At 37.2% G+C, this 18,763-nt stretch carries 19 protein-coding genes and 1 tRNA gene; 15 read left to right on the forward strand and 5 right to left on the reverse strand.

Going from position 1 to position 18,763, the window contains the following annotated elements:
- The first annotated feature begins 98 nt into the window (after positions 1-98).
- The gene (locus WG906_RS02565; RefSeq protein WP_339990953.1) at positions 99-629 is read left to right on the forward strand and encodes a hypothetical protein; all 531 of its coding nucleotides are present in this window, start codon (positions 99-101) and stop codon (positions 627-629) included.
- On the opposite strand, the gene tamL is transcribed toward WG906_RS02565, so the two are convergent.
- Positions 626-2,962 carry a translocation and assembly module lipoprotein TamL gene (gene tamL, locus WG906_RS02570; RefSeq protein WP_339990954.1) on the reverse strand — a complete coding sequence of 779 codons (2,337 nt, stop codon included), beginning with the start codon at positions 2,960-2,962 and terminating at the stop codon, positions 626-628. The genes WG906_RS02565 and tamL overlap by 4 nt on opposite strands.
- On the opposite strand from tamL, the gene WG906_RS02575 reads away from it, so the two are divergent.
- The 3 genes from WG906_RS02575 to WG906_RS02585 all read left to right on the forward strand — a co-directional run bounded on the left by WG906_RS02575 (position 2,923) and on the right by WG906_RS02585 (position 4,026).
- Entirely contained in the window at positions 2,923-3,696 is a 774-nt protein-coding gene (locus WG906_RS02575) for a TrmH family RNA methyltransferase (RefSeq protein WP_339990955.1), read from the forward strand. The genes tamL and WG906_RS02575 overlap by 40 nt on opposite strands.
- 51 nt (positions 3,697-3,747) lie before the next feature.
- Positions 3,748-3,818, forward strand: a tRNA-Cys gene (locus WG906_RS02580).
- Positions 3,819-3,846: 28 nt separating this feature from the next.
- Positions 3,847-4,026 (forward strand): spore protein, encoded by a 180-nt coding sequence (locus WG906_RS02585; protein WP_339990956.1) that lies wholly within the window; start codon positions 3,847-3,849, stop codon positions 4,024-4,026.
- Positions 4,027-4,098: 72 nt separating this feature from the next.
- Here WG906_RS02585 and WG906_RS02590 read toward each other — a convergent pair whose 3' ends face one another.
- Positions 4,099-5,124: a quinone-dependent dihydroorotate dehydrogenase gene (locus WG906_RS02590; protein ID WP_339990957.1), complete on the reverse strand. Its 1,026-nt coding sequence runs from the start codon at positions 5,122-5,124 to the stop codon at positions 4,099-4,101.
- Between the two features lie 86 nt (positions 5,125-5,210).
- Here WG906_RS02590 and mnmC2 point away from each other — a divergent pair, with 86 nt between their 5' ends.
- The 6 genes from mnmC2 to WG906_RS02620 all read left to right on the forward strand — a co-directional run bounded on the left by mnmC2 (position 5,211) and on the right by WG906_RS02620 (position 9,739).
- The gene (mnmC2, locus tag WG906_RS02595; protein WP_339990958.1) at positions 5,211-5,885 is read left to right on the forward strand and encodes a tRNA (5-methylaminomethyl-2-thiouridine)(34)-methyltransferase MnmC2; all 675 of its coding nucleotides are present in this window, start codon (positions 5,211-5,213) and stop codon (positions 5,883-5,885) included.
- Positions 5,886-5,937: 52 nt separating this feature from the next.
- On the forward strand, positions 5,938-6,339 hold the full coding sequence (locus WG906_RS02600; RefSeq protein ID WP_339990959.1) for a c-type cytochrome: 402 nt from the start codon (positions 5,938-5,940) through the stop codon (positions 6,337-6,339).
- Between the two features lie 54 nt (positions 6,340-6,393).
- A complete protein-coding gene (mazG, locus tag WG906_RS02605; RefSeq protein ID WP_339990960.1) occupies positions 6,394-7,203 on the forward strand; it encodes a nucleoside triphosphate pyrophosphohydrolase in 810 nt (269 codons plus the stop codon).
- Positions 7,204-7,358: 155 nt separating this feature from the next.
- Entirely contained in the window at positions 7,359-7,910 is a 552-nt protein-coding gene (locus tag WG906_RS02610; protein ID WP_339990961.1) for an RNA polymerase sigma factor, read from the forward strand.
- Positions 7,907-9,259, forward strand: coding sequence for a hypothetical protein (locus tag WG906_RS02615; RefSeq protein ID WP_339990962.1), 1,353 nt, complete (start codon positions 7,907-7,909; stop codon positions 9,257-9,259). The genes WG906_RS02610 and WG906_RS02615 overlap by 4 nt, the downstream gene beginning before the upstream one ends.
- 78 nt (positions 9,260-9,337) lie before the next feature.
- Positions 9,338-9,739 carry a hypothetical protein gene (locus WG906_RS02620; protein WP_339990963.1) on the forward strand — a complete coding sequence of 134 codons (402 nt, stop codon included), beginning with the start codon at positions 9,338-9,340 and terminating at the stop codon, positions 9,737-9,739.
- Positions 9,740-9,745: 6 nt separating this feature from the next.
- On the opposite strand, the gene WG906_RS02625 is transcribed toward WG906_RS02620, so the two are convergent.
- The gene (locus WG906_RS02625) at positions 9,746-10,966 is read right to left on the reverse strand and encodes an ABC transporter permease (protein WP_339990964.1); all 1,221 of its coding nucleotides are present in this window, start codon (positions 10,964-10,966) and stop codon (positions 9,746-9,748) included.
- A 79-nt stretch (positions 10,967-11,045) separates the two neighbouring features.
- Between WG906_RS02625 and WG906_RS02630 the strand changes: the two genes are divergently transcribed.
- Entirely contained in the window at positions 11,046-12,320 is a 1,275-nt protein-coding gene (locus tag WG906_RS02630) for an exo-beta-N-acetylmuramidase NamZ family protein (protein WP_339990965.1), read from the forward strand.
- Between the two features lie 10 nt (positions 12,321-12,330).
- Positions 12,331-13,260, forward strand: coding sequence for a methionyl-tRNA formyltransferase (gene fmt, locus WG906_RS02635; RefSeq protein WP_339990966.1), 930 nt, complete (start codon positions 12,331-12,333; stop codon positions 13,258-13,260).
- Positions 13,261-13,272: 12 nt separating this feature from the next.
- On the opposite strand, the gene WG906_RS02640 is transcribed toward fmt, so the two are convergent.
- Both WG906_RS02640 and WG906_RS02645 read right to left on the reverse strand, forming a co-directional pair.
- Positions 13,273-14,112 carry an aminotransferase class IV gene (locus WG906_RS02640; protein ID WP_339990967.1) on the reverse strand — a complete coding sequence of 280 codons (840 nt, stop codon included), beginning with the start codon at positions 14,110-14,112 and terminating at the stop codon, positions 13,273-13,275.
- Positions 14,113-14,151: 39 nt separating this feature from the next.
- Positions 14,152-15,189 (reverse strand): RluA family pseudouridine synthase, encoded by a 1,038-nt coding sequence (locus WG906_RS02645; RefSeq protein ID WP_339990968.1) that lies wholly within the window; start codon positions 15,187-15,189, stop codon positions 14,152-14,154.
- A 177-nt stretch (positions 15,190-15,366) separates the two neighbouring features.
- Between WG906_RS02645 and WG906_RS02650 the strand changes: the two genes are divergently transcribed.
- The 3 genes from WG906_RS02650 (at position 15,367) to lat (ending at position 18,763) form a co-directional block, all read left to right on the forward strand.
- On the forward strand, positions 15,367-16,422 hold the full coding sequence (locus tag WG906_RS02650) for a DUF6588 family protein (protein WP_339990969.1): 1,056 nt from the start codon (positions 15,367-15,369) through the stop codon (positions 16,420-16,422).
- 53 nt (positions 16,423-16,475) lie between these two features.
- The gene (locus WG906_RS02655) at positions 16,476-17,366 is read left to right on the forward strand and encodes a 1-aminocyclopropane-1-carboxylate deaminase/D-cysteine desulfhydrase (protein WP_339990970.1); all 891 of its coding nucleotides are present in this window, start codon (positions 16,476-16,478) and stop codon (positions 17,364-17,366) included.
- A 65-nt stretch (positions 17,367-17,431) separates the two neighbouring features.
- Entirely contained in the window at positions 17,432-18,763 is a 1,332-nt protein-coding gene (gene lat, locus WG906_RS02660; protein WP_339990971.1) for an L-lysine 6-transaminase, read from the forward strand.

Genomic DNA, 18,763 nt, shown 5'->3' on the forward strand with positions numbered 1-18,763 from the left:
CCAAAAAGGGCGGTTTTTTTATTTCAGGCCCTGGTAATTTGTAAAAATCGATTATTTGTTATTAAAAAGTATTTACCTTTCACGAGATTTTATAATTTATGAGATTTCAAATTATACTGCTTGTCATATTTTTAACTGCCGGAAACCTTCACGCTCAATCTGTCTCAGTAAATAACTTTTTAGTCAAAGAACATTTATTAAAAAATGATAAACTTGCCGTGATAGCCGCTGATTCGGCCGACAGGCCTATGGAAAGTGTCAACGGTACATTTATATTCAGCATTAACGGATTTAAGCAGGAACTGAGATTTAATGACGGTATCGCTGTTTCTCCTCAACAAATCGAAAAATCAACATTTGTATACATTAAGCATAAAAACGATCTGGGCACTCATTCAAAACTATATTACGTAATAAAAAAGGGAGAGAACTTAAATCCAATAAAAATCAATTGGCTGATCCTTGTGATAATTCCCTTAATAATTATAGCAATTGCCACTATTTTCCGGAAATTTTTAATTTTCGCTGTACTGTTACTAGTATTAATTTTCTTTTTTAACTCGAGCAAAGGTCTGGGTATACCGACCTTTTTTGAAACCATTATCGACGGGTTAAAATCTGCTCTTTAAAAAGGCATTCCTATACCGAAATTATATTGTAAAAACCTGTAGGTATCAGGGGCGTGAGTCCTTAAATATTCTTCTTTAAACTCATTATTAAAAATCTGTTTAATAACCCACTGTTCAGATCCCTTAAATTGTGGATCCTTTATCTTAGCCCCTACATCAAATCTGAAAATAAAATATTCTACATCGAACCTTAAGCCTGCACCCGCTCCTATCGCTATTTGATTAAAGAACTTATTAAATTTAAACTCTCCACCAGGATTATTGTCAGTCTTTCTGATTCTCCAAACATTTCCAAAATCTGTAAAGGCTGCTCCTTTAAGTTTAGAACCAAAAAAGTTATTTAAAATTTTAAACCGGTATTCCAGATTCGCCTCCATTTTTAATTCACCAAACTGGTCAAGGTTTATAAGACTTCTTCTTAGATCATCGCTATCTAAAGTATCCCTGTTATAATTCCCGGGGCCGAGGGTTCTGGCTTGCCATGCTCTTATACCGCTCGAGCCACCCGCATAATAGTTTTTCTCAAAAGGAAGTTGCGTTGTGGAATTACCATAAGGATGGGCAATGCCCGGGTTTATTCTTGCAATAAACTGGCGTTCTCCTCCAAAACTTCTGTATAGGCGCATATCGAAATCGGTTTTGGCATACTGCAGATAACGCAATCCCAAAAAGGTACTGTCGCTTTTTAACACCTTATCTAACAGATTTAAAGTATTTCCACCAATATCAGTAGATGTACGGAAGTATATAAAATTATCGTACGTTAAAAGTTTAGAGGCATTCAGGGTAAAAGTATAAAGACTACCTAAATTAAAGTATTGCCGGTCATTTGTTTTCAAGTACAAATTGTAACCAGCATCTTCTAATGAGTCTCTAAAATTTCCATCAAAAATCCCGTTCCGATATTCTATATTCAGCGGAGTAAATGAATGTAACTTCGTCCTGGTTTCAACCCAATCGTAGGTTAGTGAATTTATAAAAAGACGGCTTTTAAAGGCATTCAGCTGATCAAATATTTGTAAACTACTGGAAATCGTTGTGTGGGGCACTCCGTTCTTTCCAAGCTTATCTGTATTAAAAGGCACTAAAAGCCTTGGAAAGGTAAGGGTAATTCCAAACTGAAGATCCCGATTAAATATCTGGTCAACCAGATTGCCCTTTATTGCATTATTAAATAATAACCCATATCTAATCCTGAAATCAAGCTGCTCTGCACCGCCAAAAACATTCCGGTTAGTGTAAGTATTACCAATATTAAAACCGCTTCTACCCGAATTAAACGTATATTCCCCCTCAACCCGGTTACTTAATCTTTTCATTGGAACGGCCTCAATGGAGGCATCAAGACTAAGACTGTCGCTGGTTTTTACGTAATCAATTTTTACACTTTTGAAAACATTCAAATCGAAAAGTCTGTCGTAAGTTAAATTCTTCTTATCAATATCGTACTTTTCACCCTTCTTTAAATAATTATAGCTTAAAACTCTTTCTGGTTCAAATCTGCGGGAATAATCCCTGAAGAAGTATTGTGAATCTATGAGTAAGGTATCAGGTGTTCCGGTAGTTTTTCCATAACTGTTTTTTATCAGAAAGGAGGTATTATTCATGTAATACACTTTATGTTCTGTCTGATTGAGCGGATTGTCCAGGAACAACTTAATATTAGCTGCGCTTTCATAAAGATTTGTATCGACTGTAAACCTCACATACTGTTCTTTATAATCATAGAAACCGCTTTTCTGAAGCAGGTTAAACACCTGTTTACTTTCATTTCTCAATGAATCACCGTCATACCTTGTACCTTCAGTAATATTGGTAAATGACGGCCTGCTCTCCATATACAATTGCTTTACGGCAGCGTCAGGAATTACGTACGAGAAATTTTTAATTGTAAATGAGGGTCCGGGTACGGCAGTAAAAGTAATGTAGGCCTTTTTGTTTTTTACAATAATATCACTCTTAACTTTGGCTTTAAAGAAGCTTTTATCAAATAAAAACTTCTCCAGTTCACGACGGGAAATTTCAACTAGAGAACTGTCTAAAAGATTAGGCGCTTCTCCAATATCCCGGATCCGATCCGTTCTGTATTTACCTTTTTTAGTATTGAAGTAATTGTATAAAGCCAGGTTCAATCGTGAATTAGGCATAATATCACGTTGAACATATAAATTAGCCTGTTCGGAAAATTGCTTGTCTATTCCTTCAATAGACACACGTCTTACAAGCTTTTGATCTTCAGAAAGATATCTTGTGGCAGAACAGCCTCCCAAAAAAAGCACTAAAAACAGTATACTTGCAACAAATAAAGGACGAACGAATAAATATGCTTTCAAAATCTCAAATCAGTTTTGTAAATGCATTACACCAAAAAAAACATCGAAAAGAACAGGGTCTCTTCATAGCAGAAGGAAGTAAGTCGATTATTGAATTTGTACAATCCGACTATATTGTAACTACAATCTTTCATACTCCAGAAGCAGCCCCAAAGTTGTACAATTTATCACAGAAAGTAAAACTGCAGGAAGTAACATCTTCTGAATTAAAAAAAATCAGCACCCTAACTACCCCACATGATGCATTGGCTCTTATACAAATCCCTGAAAGAACCATTCCACAGCAAGAAAGTTTTAAAGGAAAATTCGTGCTGGTATTAGATGGGATTCAGGACCCGGGCAACTTAGGAACAATTATAAGAACTGCCGACTGGTTTGGATTTGCTGACATTATATGTTCTTCAGACACAGTAGACGCCTATAATCCAAAAGTTGTGCAGGCAAGCATGGGTTCACTTTCCAGGATACATATATATTACCAGGACCTTAGCACATTTTTGTCTGATGTCAATATGAAAATTTATGGTGCACTGCTCGAAGGTAATTCATTATTTGAAACCACTTTTGGTGAAGAAGGGTATATTATATTAGGAAATGAAGGGAACGGAATTTCTGAAAATGTAAAGACTTTAATTCATAACGTGGTAACTATTCCGCGATATGGAGAAGCAGAATCATTGAATGTTGCGATATCCGCGGCAATTATTTGTTCAGAAATAAAAAGAAATAAGTAAATAATATTGGGTGGCAATAATAAATTACTATTTTTGCACTCCCTTAACAAAGGTCGGATGGCCGAGTGGCTAGGCAGAGGTCTGCAAAACCTTCTACAGCGGTTCGAATCCGCTTCCGACCTCAAGGAAAAAATTAAAAAAATTAACACTATGGCAGTTACACGTTTAAAAAGAAAAGACAGAAGAAATAAAACGGTTTCACGCATGGAAGTTCAGTTTCTTAAATTAGGTCGTAACCTGGAAATAGGCAGCCGCTCTAAAGAATCTGCAACAAGCCAGCTTTCGAAAAACAACGCAGTTTTAGCTCAAATCGTAGCGCAGGCAAAATAGTTTTGCTTGTTTCAAAATAAAAAATCCCGAAGCCTTGCTCCGGGATTTTTTATTTTAATGAATCTTAGAGTTCTAAGATTTTAATATTCTCTTATTAATTTCCTTTATTAAGCCCGGCCCCTCATAAATAAAACCGGTATAGATTTGAATCAGAGAAGCTCCTGCGTCTAACTTTTCAATTGCATCTTCAGCAGAATGAATCCCTCCCACTCCAATAATTGGAAAAGCTTTCTGCGATTTCTCTGATAAATAACGTATAACCTCTGTGGACCTTTTGGCAAGAGGTTTTCCACTCAAGCCACCAGATTCAGTTTTAAGACTCTCTTCAGAAATTAGCCCATCTCTGCTAATAGTGGTATTTGTTGCAATAACTCCCGCAATTTTTGTTTCCAGAACTATTTCCACAATATCATCTAATTGGGCATCCGTTAAATCAGGAGCAATCTTTAGAAGTACAGGTTTTGAAACACCATTTTTCAAATTTCTTTGCTGCAAGGTATTTAGTATATGCTTCAGAGGCTCTTTTTCTTGTAATGCCCGTAAACCCGGAGTATTGGGCGAGCTAACATTTACTACAAAGTAATCCACCACATCAAATAAGGCGTCAAAACATTTAATATAATCACTTACTGCATCCTCATTCGGCGTAAGTTTATTCTTACCAATATTTCCGCCTATTATTAAACCCTCACGTTTTAGTTTCTTTAACCGAAGGGCTGCCACTCCCACTCCCTCATTGTTAAAACCCATCCTATTTATTAATGCTGCATCCGCCGGCAGGCGAAACATCCTGGGCTTATCGTTTCCTGGTTGAGGAAGAGGGGTTACTGTTCCAATTTCAATAAAACCAAATCCAAAATTAGAGAGCTCAGAAATTGAGGACGCATTTTTATCAAACCCTGCCGCCAATCCAACAGGATTTTTAAATTTTAAACCAAAAACTTCACGCTCTAAACGGGGATCATTTAATTGAAATGTTTTTTTTAGAACAGAGGAAACTCCCCATATCCCATTTAAAGTTTTTAAAGTTCCTGTAACGAAGTGGTGAATTTTTTCGGGTTCGAACTTAAATAAAAAAGGCTTTAGCAGTTGATACATGCAGCAAAAATACACGAATTATTGATTTCGAATTAAGATCATCAATCAGTTATTTTACTTTTAACTTTAAAGGCATAAATTAATCAATGATAAATTTGCATTTCGTTACAACCGCTGATGGCTCAAAAACCATTTATAATCCCGATGTAGGTGAGAACTATCATTCCAAACATGGAGCTTTGCAAGAAAGCAGGCATGTATTTTTAAAATCCGGACTTCAGTTCTTCCTTGAAAAAAATGACCAAAAGCATATTTCAATTCTGGAAGTGGGCTTTGGAACAGGCTTGAATTTCTTACTGAGCGCTGATTATTGCATGCAAAATCAGATTTCTTTAAGCTATACAGGTATCGAAGCTTATCCTTTATCGCTTGAGATGATTAGTTCTACTGAATACGAAAATTTCATTAACAGGAATTTGCATAAGACTTTTCTGAAAAACTATGAAGCAAGTTTAGCCGATGAAGTTAAACTTAATGATTTTTGCAAGTTAAATATTGCCAATTGCAAGCTTGAAGAGTTTACAAGCACAGATCGTTTTGATGTGCTTTATTTTGATGCATTCGCAGCCCTTCATCAACCCGAAATGTGGACAAGCCAGGCTCTGGAACATTGCTGTGCTTATTTGAACCCCGGAGGAGTATTCGTAACTTATGCCATCACAGGAAACTTAAAACGGTCTATGAAATCACTTGGATTTGAAATTGAAAAAGCCCCCGGAGCACCAGGCAAAAGAGAGATGCTAAGGGCTATAAAAAACTAAAATCATTCTGTTTTTATAACTATTTTAGAGACCTTAAAACAATCGAAAAAAAATGAAATCACGTACCTTTCTCATTCTGATCCTGCTTTCTGCTATCATCATCGGCACTTCGGCAACAATGCCCCAGCAAGAAGAAAAAACACAACCTGAGCACACCAATCTTAAAGTTCTCCCTAAAAAAATAAGTCACGAGGAGCTTGAAAAAGTAATGAAGCATTACAATGCAGCATTAGGCGTGAGATGCAACTTTTGCCACGTAAGGAATGAGGAAACAAAAAAAATGGACTATGCAAGTGATGCTAAGGAAGAGAAAGTTTCAGCAAGAGAGATGATGAAAATGACCAATAAGCTAAATATCAAAAATTTTGGCGAAAAGAAAAGTCAATATAACCAGGCAGTGATGGAAGTAAGCTGTGCAACTTGTCATAGAGGTAAATCGCATCCTGAAAAATAGTTCATGCCTGCTTTAGATTAAAAAAATATTTATTACAGTTCTCTTTCTTTCCATATGCCTTCTAATATCCCTCCATCTCAAGCATTAACACCACCCGCAGCATTTGAACGCTTGCTGACCATAATGGATACCTTACGGGATCAATGTCCATGGGATAAGAAGCAAACCCTTGAAACATTAAGACATCTCACCATTGAGGAAACTTATGAATTATCGGATGCAATTCTTGAGGGCGATAAACAGGAAATAAAAAAAGAACTGGGTGACATTATGCTTCACCTGGTTTTTTACGCACGGATAGGCTCAGAAACTGGCGATTTTACCATCACTGATGTTCTTAACAGCATTTGCGATAAGCTTATACATCGTCACCCTCATATCTACGGCGATGTGCAGGTAATTGATGAAGAGGATGTAAAGCGCAACTGGGAAAAATTAAAATTAAAAGAAGGCAATAAATCGGTACTTGAAGGCGTACCTTCATCACTCCCTGCTTTAATAAAAGCATCCCGAATTCAGGAAAAAGCAAGAGGAGTTGGCTTTGACTGGGAAGAAAAAGGCCAGGTCTGGGAAAAAGTGGAAGAAGAAATGAAAGAGTTCAGAGATGAGTTTAACGCTGCGGATGAAACGATGATTGATAAAGATAAAGCGGAAGATGAGTTTGGTGATTTATTATTCTCATTAATAAATTATGCCAGGTTTATTGATATCAATCCGGAAGACGCTCTTGAAAAAACCAATAAAAAATTTATAAAACGATTTCAATATCTTGAAAGCAAAGCTGTAAGTCTCAATAAGAGCCTTAAAGATATGACACTGGCAGAAATGGATGTCTTTTGGAATGAAGCAAAAAGCTTGTCATAAAAATTTCTTTGTACTTTTACTTACCTGAAATTTCAGTTCATTATCTGTTACCTGTAGCATTATTATCTTAACATCCGTATTGTAAAGATAACGGGAATGCTCACCGGTTGTAATGCTGAAAAACGGCGATGCTTATAAACTGAAGCGCAATTTTAATGCAAAAAATAACCGGCATATCAGAACCCGAATTAATACAAAAATGTAAGTCGGGGGACCTCAAGTATCAGGAGCTGCTTTATAAGCAGTTTTATGGATATGCCATGGGTGTTGGTATGAGATATCTTTCTAACAGAGATGATGCAATGGAAGTGGTTAACGATTCGTTTATAAAGGTTTTTAAAGGCATACAATACTTTAAAGATACCCAGCCTTTTAAGGCATGGCTGAGAAGAATTGTGGTTAATACATCAATAGATTGTCTGAGAAAAAATCTAAAACATTCAAATCTTTTAGATATTGAGCAGGCGGCCTATGTGGGTAAATCTGCTGAAGTTATAGATCAGTTGTCGGCTAAAGACATATTAAAACTACTTGATTCACTTCCTGAAATTCACAGGATGGTTTTTAATCTTTATGAGATTGACGGATATAATCACGATGAGATTGGAAACATATTAAATATTCCGGTGAGTTCTTCGAGGGTTTATTTAAGCCGCGCAAAAGAGAAGTTAAGGAAATATTTAACAGAGCAACAGGAGATAGTATGAGTGATCAGTTCGATAAGAAACTCGTAAAGAAAATAAACGAGGTCTTCGATAACTTCGAGGATGGCTCAGCAAATGAGAGCTGGATGGAACTGCGTAAACAATTTCCTGAAAAAGCTTCAAAACCCGGCACAGCGATCTGGTGGGTAAGCTCAGCAGCAGCCATCCTATTACTTTGCAGCGTCTGGTTCTTAACTAACGAGAAAAAGCCGGAAGAAACTAAAATCGTAAAATCATCTCCTCTGGAAAACACAGCCGGCCCTACTCTGCTTCCAGATACCATATCAGGAGATAGTAGTCTGACAGAAAATCCGATAGCATCCCTTGAGCCCGATTATCTAGCGACTAAAAAATTGCGTAATGTCAAAACCAGATCTAACCAAGATCAGGATATGATCTATGACTCAGCACAACAATCGCCGCCTGAAAAAGAATCAATGTCTGAAAATTCGCAGCATGATTTAACACTTATGGCTTTAACACCAAATCCAGGTAAAACCGAAAAACCAGAATTGGCTTCCAATGCAATTTCTCCCTCTGATTCATCAAAAACAGAATCCTCAACAGGCACATGGGTTGATAAATCTGGGGGAATAACTGATATTTATCCATCAGAAGTCATATCAAAAGAACAGTTATCTAATTTAATTCGAGTCGATAAAAAAGATAAAAAAAAGGATAAGCCTTTATCGGGTAAAATATTAAGTTTAGATATTTTTGCAGGAAGCTACTTTAATTATGCTGAAGGAAGCCGAACTAATATTAATACAGGATTTGGGTTAACATCCGACTTGAAAATCTCTAAAAAACTTAAGATTTCAACCGGAGTTTCTTTGGGCCAGAATTCGCTAAAGTACAATCAACTTATTCCCAGGGAGGCGGCATTAAGTTTTGCCAGCTCACATGATGCAATTCCATTAAATCTTTCCAATAAACAGGGCATTACATCGTTAAATCCAATAAGTTATTCCATCAATTCTTACGATGCAAAACTCTTGGGTCTGGATATTCCTGTTAATTTAAAATACACATTACTTGAGAAGAAAAATACTTTTTATTTAAGCACAGGATTCAGCTCAAACTTCTTTATTGATGAATCGTACACCTATACTTTCAATTATCAAACAAATAACAGCAAAGAACCAACTCTGCAAAGCAGCAGCAAATTCCAGAGTTTTGACTTTGCTAAAGTGTTAAATTTCTCAATGGGCCTGGATCATCGCATAAATAATCAAACGAAGCTTACTTTAGAACCATTTGTTAAATATCCATTATCCGGATTGGGCGCTAATGATTTAAGGTTTGGAGCAGCGGGCATGAATTTGAAACTTAATTTTAATCGATCGAAATAAAAACACAATCTACCACCTCATCTATTTATGAAAACATTTACACTAATACCCGCGGCATTTGTGTGCTTATGCTTTTGCATGTTATCCTGTGAAAAAGAATCGATTCATATCGATAAAGAGAATACATTTAATATACCGTTTACATCATCCCTGAATGAACATGTGGTAATTCAAAATGAATTATCACGAATATTTGTTCAGGTGAAAAACATTAGCGACAATCGTTGTCAAGATCATTTGAATTGTTCCGACCCTGGAGAAGCAAGCGTACGAATCGAAGTTTCGAATATCAGCAACTCTAAAGCCGAAACCCTGTTGCATCTTGGCTCAGTTAATTACGAATACCAAGACTCTGATAGTGTTACGCTAAACTTAGATGGCCGGTTATATAGTGTTTATTTAACAGGTGTGAATCCACATCCGATGTTAGAAAGCAATGAAATTCAGACGGCTGAAATACTTGTTAAATTAAAAAACTAAAAAATATTATTTAAATGCAATTGCTTTAACAGGGCTAATCCTGGTAACCAGCATCGATGGTATGATCAATACCACCAAGCACACGATCAGCGTACCGATATTAAGGAATACTATATCAAGCCACTCTAATTGAACTGGTACAAAAGACATATAATAGGAGGCCTGATCTAATTTAAAAAGATGCGTGTAGGCTTGCAGGAGGCCCAACCCAATTCCTAATGCATTGCCCAGCAGTAGTCCAAAACCTATAAGATATGCGGCATTACTCAAAAATATTTTCTGAATGCTCCAGTTTGAACTTCCGAGGGCTTTTAATATCCCAATCATATTGGTTCGTTCAAGGATGATGATTAACAGTGCTGAGATCATGTTAATGACTGCTACTGCAAGCATTAATATAAGTATCACCTGGGTATTTATATCGAGCAAAGAAAGCCATTGAAAAATAGTAGTATACCACTCTGTAATTGAAAAGGACCTGAGCCTAAAATTAATCAGATCAGACACTTCATTGCTTGTCTGATCTAATTTACCAAACTCTTTAACACGTATTTCATAGCCGCCAACCTGATTATCTTCCCAATTATTGAGCTTTTTTATTATCGACAAATCGCCGATTACATATGTTTTATCAACTTCTTCAACTCCTAAATCATAAATTCCTACAATTTTAAAGGGCCGTCTTCGCAGACTTTCCTGGATAAAATACATCAGAAAATCATCGCCTACCTTCAAACCTAAGCGGTTTGCAATATGTTGTGAAACTAAAATTTGTTTTTTCGCAGCTATACTATCCTTAAAATCAATAACTCTGCCTTTTACAAGGATTTTTTTGAAAAAATCCCAGTGAAAAGATTTGTCGACGCCCTTAAAAACCACACCTTCAATTTCGTTGTCGGTGTTAATAATACCGGGCTTAATCGCGTATGGCTGTGCATACTGTACCTGGGGAAGGGCTTCAATTTTTTTTAATGTATCAGAATTTAGAACAAAGGGTGAGTTTTCGTATGATGAATTGAGATCGTACTTTATTAAAAGGATATCTCCCGAAAATCCTCTTATTTTTTCCCGGATTTCAGTTTTGAATCCTTTAACTACAGCCACTGCCAGAATCATTACGCTAAGACTCAGCATGATTCCAAGAATGGCGATGCGCACACTCAACTTAGAGAAAGTGCGTTTAGATTTAAAAGTGATTCTTTGCGCTATAAAAGCCGTTAGATTCAAGCTATAACTGTTTTTTTGTACTTTAGCAAAGATGCAAAAATTTCCATCGCTTGCTGGTTGAACTAAATATTAATATAAAATGAGATTATTTATTCTTACCATATTACTTTCCGCTACGTTTATATCAGCATGCATTTCTGGTAATCCAGTACCCAGGCCTCCTTTCAGAACAAATATTCCGAACCCTTACACTGTTGATATTGATGCAATTAACAATGTAAAAAAGGCCAAACTGATGACCGGAGCGGAACAGACAACATTGTACGTGCCCTTTCTTAAAGGTAAACGGATCGGAATGGTTTTAAACCAGACTTCCATTATCGGCAATAAGCATAGTGTTGACAGCCTTAAGAACCTCGGCATCAACATCGTAAAAGTATTCGGACCTGAACATGGTTTCAGGGGCCAGGCAAGTGCGGGGGCCAGGGTGGAGAATAATACCGATATAAGAACCGGCATACCCGTAATATCTCTTTATGGATCACATTACAAGCCTACAACAGAGGATTTAAAAGGCATTGATTTAATGGTTTTCGACATTCAGGATGTTGGAGCAAGGTTTTACACCTACATATCAACGCTCCATTATTTAATGGAAGCCTGCGCTGAGAATAACCTGGAACTGATGATTTTAGACAGGCCAAATCCAAATGCATTCTCTATCGACGGACCAATTCTTGAGGAAAAATACAAATCATTTATCGGCATGCATCCTGTCCCGATCACTCACGGAATGACCATTGGTGAATATGCAAAAATGATAAACGGAGAAGGCTGGTTAAAAAATAAAATCCAGTGTAAACTGAACATTATAAAAATGGCAAACTATACGCACTTAACTGAATACACTCTTCCTGTTAAGCCGTCTCCAAATTTAAATACACAACAATCTATTCTCTTATATCCATCCCTATGTTTATTTGAAGGAACAATAATAAGTCAGGGAAGGGGCACCTACTTCCCTTTCCAGGTGCTGGGAAGTCCAAAGTTAAAAGGCAAATACACTTTTAACTTTAAGCCGGTGAGTATACCAGGCATGAGTGAAACACCATTACATCAAAACGAGATATGTTATGGTCTGGACTTAAGAAAGTATAACACAGACAATTTTCTTAGGTCAGGTAGAATTAATCTGAAATGGCTGATTGAGCTGTATAAAACATACCCTGAAAAAGATAAGTTTTTTGACTATAAACAAAACAAACAGATAAATAACTTTGACCGTTTAGCCGGTACAGAAGGTCTTAAAGAGCAAATAATATCCGGAAAGACTGAGGATGAGATTCGACGGTCTTGGGAACCTTCATTATCACATTACAAACTGATGCGAAAAAAATATTTACTCTACCAATAAATATATCATTATGAGAATAATATTCATGGGTACGCCTGATTTTGCAGTTGCATCGTTGGATGCACTTTTAAAAGCGGGATTTGAAATAATTGCAGTAGTAACTGCACCCGATAAACCTGCCGGACGAGGTCAAAAAATACAAGAATCTGCAGTTAAACAATATGCTGTTTCTAAAGGCCTGGAAGTTCTTCAGCCAGTAAAACTAAAAGACCCCGAATTTCTTAAAAAGCTTGAAACGCTTAATCCAGATTTACAAGTTGTTGTAGCTTTTAGAATGCTTCCCGAAGTAGTATGGGATATGCCTCTTATGGGAACAATTAATTTACACGGCTCACTCCTTCCCTATTATCGCGGGGCTGCGCCTATAAACTGGGCTGTTATAAATGGCGAAAAAGAAACTGGTGTGACCACTTTCTTTCTTCAGCATGAAATTGACACCGGAAATATCTTATTTTCTGAGAAAGTGCCTATAGGCGACAGTGAGACAGCTGGCGAAGTTCACGACAAATTAATGTATTCAGGAGCTCAGCTATTGGTTAAAACGGTAAGAGCAATTGAAGCTGGTGATTATACTCCCGTTTCTCAGGAAGAGGCAATAAAACACGCTTTACTGACTGATGAATTACCCCATGCCCCAAAAATCTTTAAAGAAGATTGTCTCATAAACTGGAATTTACCGGCACAAAAAGTTTATAATCACATCCGTGGTCTAAGTCCTTATCCAACAGCTTATACCTCTTTTAAAGATAAAATATTAAAAATTTATTCTGCTGAATTATTGAGCAAAGAGCCTGGCATACAACCCGGAGGATTTCTTAGTGATGATAAAACCTATCTCAGGTTTGCTTGCCTGGATGGTTTCATTTGTGTTAAAGATATTCAGCTGGAGGGGAAGAAACGAATGAATATCGAGGAGTTTTTAAGAGGGTTTAGATCTTAACAGACGAAACAGCTAAGTTATTGACGCATTCAATTTTCCAATTAACTCCTTTGATACTTCATTAAAGTATCGCTTGGTGTTAAAACCCATAACCCACTGTATTCCTCGCGAAGCATTCGTAAGGAATACTTCTTCAGCTTCATTTAAAATATCGGGATTGATTTGCGCTTCTATCACCTCCATTTTGTTCTCTTTTGCAAGTTTCATAACTACGGTTCGCATTACCCCTGCAATGCAACCCTCCGTCAATGCGGGCGTATATATCTTCTTTTTAAATACAACGAACACATTTGCGCTCATTGCTTCACATAAAAAACCTGTATTATTCAGAATGAAAACTTCATCCAAAGAATTCTCCTTTCGGTGAATGCCTGCCATCACATACACCAGAGAGTTGCAAGTTTTATGATTTGCCAGAATATTTATTGGTTTTGTAACTTCATCATAGACATCAACGATTAATCCTTTAGCCTGATTAATATACGTTCCTTCATCAGATTTGCTCATTTCAATCGCGTAGCCAAACTGGTTTCCAGCAGGGCTGTATAACCCTTCAGCATCACGATAAACAGTTAGTCTGACCCGGGCATTCTGTCCGTAGCTATTTCTCTTAACCAGTTCTTCTACCTTATTGATTAAAAACCTGGCATCTAGCTTTGAATATCCATCAATCTTTAAAACCATCATTCCTCGCTGCAACCGTTCGGCATGAAGTTCTGCAAATCTTAGCTTTCCTTTTAAATAACGCATTGATTCAAACAATCCATCTCCATATCTGAAGGAGCGGTTTGCAATTGTAAGAACCGGCTGGACTGCCGGAACAATCTCTCCGTTATAATTAATGAAATTCATAAACTTGATAAAATATTCTCAATTACAACCCTTAAATGATTAATCTGCTTTTATATTCGACACATAATTTCGCCACTTTTCCATTACGGCCTGAAAATCAGCAGGTAAATCGGACTCAAAGTGTATACGTTGCTTCGTTACCGGATGTTCAAATCCCAAAGATTTAGCATGCAAGGCCTGACGCGGTATAATCTCAAAACAATTCTCAACAAATTGTTTATACTTACTGAATACCGTTCCCTTAATAATTTTATTACCGCCATAGGAAGCATCACTAAATAAAGGATGCCCTATATGTTGCATATGCGCCCGTATTTGATGAGTGCGGCCGGTTTCTAACTGACATTCAATAAGCGTAACATAGTTAAAACGCTCTAAAACCTTATAATGCGTTACAGACCATTTTCCTTTTGATTCATCATCATAGATATCCATAATTTTGCGATCGCGTAAACTTCTGCCAATATAACCTGTCACTGTACCATCCTCCTTTAAATCGCCCCAAACTAAGGCTATATATTTTCTGGTGATACTATGATCAAAAAACTGTTTCGCAAGATACGACATAGCAAATTCGTTCCTGCTTATAAGTAACAATCCCGAAGTATCTTTATCGATGCGATGAACCAGGCCGGGCCTTCCGTCATTACCCGGTAGCTGGGGAAGTTGCTGAAAATGATAAACAAGGCCATTAACAAGTGTGCCCGTATAATTGTTATAACCAGGATGTACTACCATTCCAGCCGGTTTATTAACTACTAATACGTCATCGTCTTCATAAATTATATCTAATGGAATATTTTCAGGATAAACCTCTGTATCACGAGGCGGGTGTGGCAATACAATAGAAATAACATCAGCCGGCTTAACTTTATAACTTGCCTTCACCTGTTTATCATTCACAAGAACGCTACCCGTCTCTATTGCATTTTGGATTCTGCTTCTTGATGCATTCTCGACTCGCAGCATCAAAAACTTATCAATTCTTAAAAGCGATTGCCCTTTATCAACCACTACCCTAAGATGTTCGTATAGATCTTGCTCCTCCTGTTCTATTAATTCAACGTCCTCAGCCATTCCGCAAAATTAAACTTTGAAATTTAATTCATGTCAGAGAAACATATACTTAATTTATTCGTATTAAATTTTTTAATTGTTAAGCTATGAAGAAGTTCAGGAAAAATATAAAAGTGTTCTTAAATTTTTTCCCATTTTTGATACGGGAAATATATTATAAACACTAATTCGAATAGATTGAAAAATAACCGCCTAGTTAAAATTACATTACTTGTAAGTTGTTTAGTATTTTCTCATGTTGTGTACGCGCAGGATGGAGTTGCAGAATTGGCCCAGGTGGGTCCTGACGCAACAAAACTAGCCAATGCCTATCTGAGTCCAATATTCAAAGGCTTCGGTATCGGATTAAATTCCGGATGGGCAAATACAGCACATTCTAAAAACCTTGGAAGATTTGATGTAAGATTTTCTCTGACGGGAGCTTTTATTCCTAAAGAAGATGAAACTTTTGATGTTACAGCTTTAGGCTTATCCAACTCTGTTAGACTTAAATCGGGTCAGAATCCCTTATCACCGACAGCAGCCGGAGATAAAACCACTGGCCCAATAGTAGAAATCTATAATGGCAACGATAAAATCAAGGAATTTAATCTCCCTAAAGGAGCTAACATACCGATAATTCCGGCGCCGCAGTTACAGGCCACAGTGGGCTTAATCAAGGGTATTGATGTTAGCTTACGGGCAATTCCTGAAATTAAGCTAGGTGACGTAGGTTCTATTAACATGATTGGCGGTGGTGTGAAGGTTGAACTTCTTCCGCTCATTGCAGGTAAGACCCTTGGGAAATTACTGCCTTTTGACCTGGCAGTAGCTTTAGGCTATACCCAATTTTCATACAATAAAAAGTTAGATTATACTCCACCTTCCGGAAGCCCGGCGGTTAATGACAACCAGGAAATAGAGGCTAAAATCTCCGGTGTCAATGTTCAGGCGATTTTATCGAAAAAACTTTTAGTATTTACACCGTTTGTCGCTGTGGGATACAATACTTCAAAAACAAGCGGAGGTCTTAAGGGAGATTACAATGTAATCACCGGTTCTGTTCCGATAACAAATATGCCTGTTTACAGCACAATAACAGACCCGGTTTCTCTTGATAAAAAGAATTTCAACAGCTTTAGAAGTGATATTGGGTTTCAATTAAATCTTGCTATTTTAAGAATATACGGATCTTATTCTGTTTCCGAATACAATTCATTCAATGCCGGAATCGGATTTGGATTAGGAAAATAAATTAAAAACTCATTTCAAAAGCTCCGGTTTCGGAGCTTTTTTATTTTCATGAGATGATAAACCTTGATTTCCATAGTCCTGAAGAAGAATTCCATCATCCACTATTTCTTGAAAAGAAGATCAGAGTCTATCTTAAAAGGGACGATCTTATTCATCCATTTATTTCCGGAAACAAATGGCGAAAGCTAAAATATATATTGCGTAAAGCTGAGTCCGAGGGCAAAAAACACCTTGTGACCTTTGGCGGAGTGTGGTCCAATCATTTATTGGCGACAGCATGTGCTGCAGCTAAATTCGGACTGAAAAGTACAGGGATTGTCCGCGGGGAAGATATAAATACCGAGACACTAACCTTTTGCAGATTGTTTGGCATGAATCTTCTTTTTGCAGACAGGGAAAGCTATCGCGATAAGCAAACCCTTTTCGACAAACATTTTAAAGATGATCAGACTGCCTTTTTAATTGATGAAGGAGGATGCAGTAATGAAGGCGCACAAGGGTGTGCTGAATTAATCGATGAACTTAAGCAAGAATACCAGCATATATTTTGTTCCTGCGGAACAGGTACAACTGCGGCCGGTATCATAAATGGATTAAAAGCTATAAACTCCAACACTGTTTTTCATGGAATATCTGTTTTAAAAGGCGATTTTCTTAAAAAAGAAATTGGAAAGCTTCTTTTGCAACCTGTTGAATTTAGCTTACATTCCGATTATCATTTCGGAGGATATGCGAAAACTCAGCCAGAACTCATTCAATTCATTAAAGATTTTGCTTCAGGGACTGGTGTGCTACTCGATCCCGTGTACACAGGTAAAATGATGTTTGCGATCTTTGATCTGGCAAAGAAAAATTATTTTCTACATGGTGACAAAATCCTGGCTATACATACAGGAGGCTTATTTGGATTACTGGGTATGAAAGAAAAATTTCAAAATGAGTAATTTTATCAAGCGATGCCCCATCAGGTTTTCGCTCCTTATTTAGTATTTTTGAGTAAATATCTGGTATGTATAAATTATCTGTCACACCCGAAAATGTACACGAAATATTAGCAAAACACATCCTTGCCGATGGCTATGACCTTACCTTTGATATGGAAAAAAGCGAAGGTGTTTTCATGTACGATTCTAAGCATAGAAGGAATATGCTTGATTTTTTTACTTGTTTTGCTTCTGTACCTTTGGGTTATAACCATCCTAAAATGCTGAATGATGAAGAGTTCAAAAAGAATTTACTTCTGGCGGCAATCAGCAATCCTTCTAACTCGGATATTTACACACAACAATATGCTGAATTTGTAGACACCTTCGCAAAAACTGCTATACCAGATTATTTACCGCATGCATTTTTTATTGCGGGCGGAGGTCTGGCAATTGAAAATGCGCTTAAAACAGCTATGGATTGGAAAGTGCAGAAAAATTTCAGAAAGGGATATACCGAAGAACGAGGTTTTAAGGTAATACATTTTGAAAATGCCTTCCATGGTCGCACCGGATATACACTGAGCTTAACCAATACTCATCCCGAAAAAACAAAATGGTTCGCTAAATTTAACTGGCCTCGCGTTTCAACTCCAGCAATTCATTATCCTTTAACCGGAGAAAATTTAACAGACCTTATTCAACGAGAAGAGCGTTCTATTCAACAGATTAAGCTGGCGTTTGCCGAAAATAAAGATGATATCTGTGCCATTATTATTGAGCCGGTTCAAGCCGAAGGAGGTGATAAACACGTCAGAAAGGAATTTCTGGAACAGGTAAAAGTCCTGGCGGATGAAAATGAATGTTTCCTGATTTACGACGAGGTGCAAACAGGTGTTGGTTTATCCGGAAAGTTCTGGTGTCATGAACATTTTGGAGAAAAGGCCCGTCCGGATATAATCGCCTTTGGAAAAAAAATGCAGATATGCGGAATACTTGTCAGCAGAAAAGTAGATGAGATTGAAGGCAATGTATTCACCGTTCCTTCGAGATTAAATTCGACCTGGGGAGGTAATCTTACGGATATGGTTCGGGCATCTAAAATACTTCAGATAATTAATGAAGATAGATTAGTAGAGAATGCCGCCCAAACAGGGCAATATCTTCAAAAACGTTTAAAAGATCTTTCCGGGAAACATCCCCAAATATCTAATGTTCGTGGATTCGGGATGCTAACGGCCTTTGATTTCCCCGATCAAAAAATGCGCGATAAATTTATAGCGAAAGGATTCGAAAATAATGTTTTGTTTATTGGCTGCGGAACATCCTCCATTCGCTTCAGACCAGCGCTTATCATGCGCCCGGAGCATATTGATGCGGGAATGGAAATTATGGAACGAATTCTTCCTTCTTTATAA

It is taken from the genome of Pedobacter superstes, assembly GCF_037622515.1.
GTDB lineage: Bacteria > Bacteroidota > Bacteroidia > Sphingobacteriales > Sphingobacteriaceae > Paradesertivirga > Paradesertivirga superstes.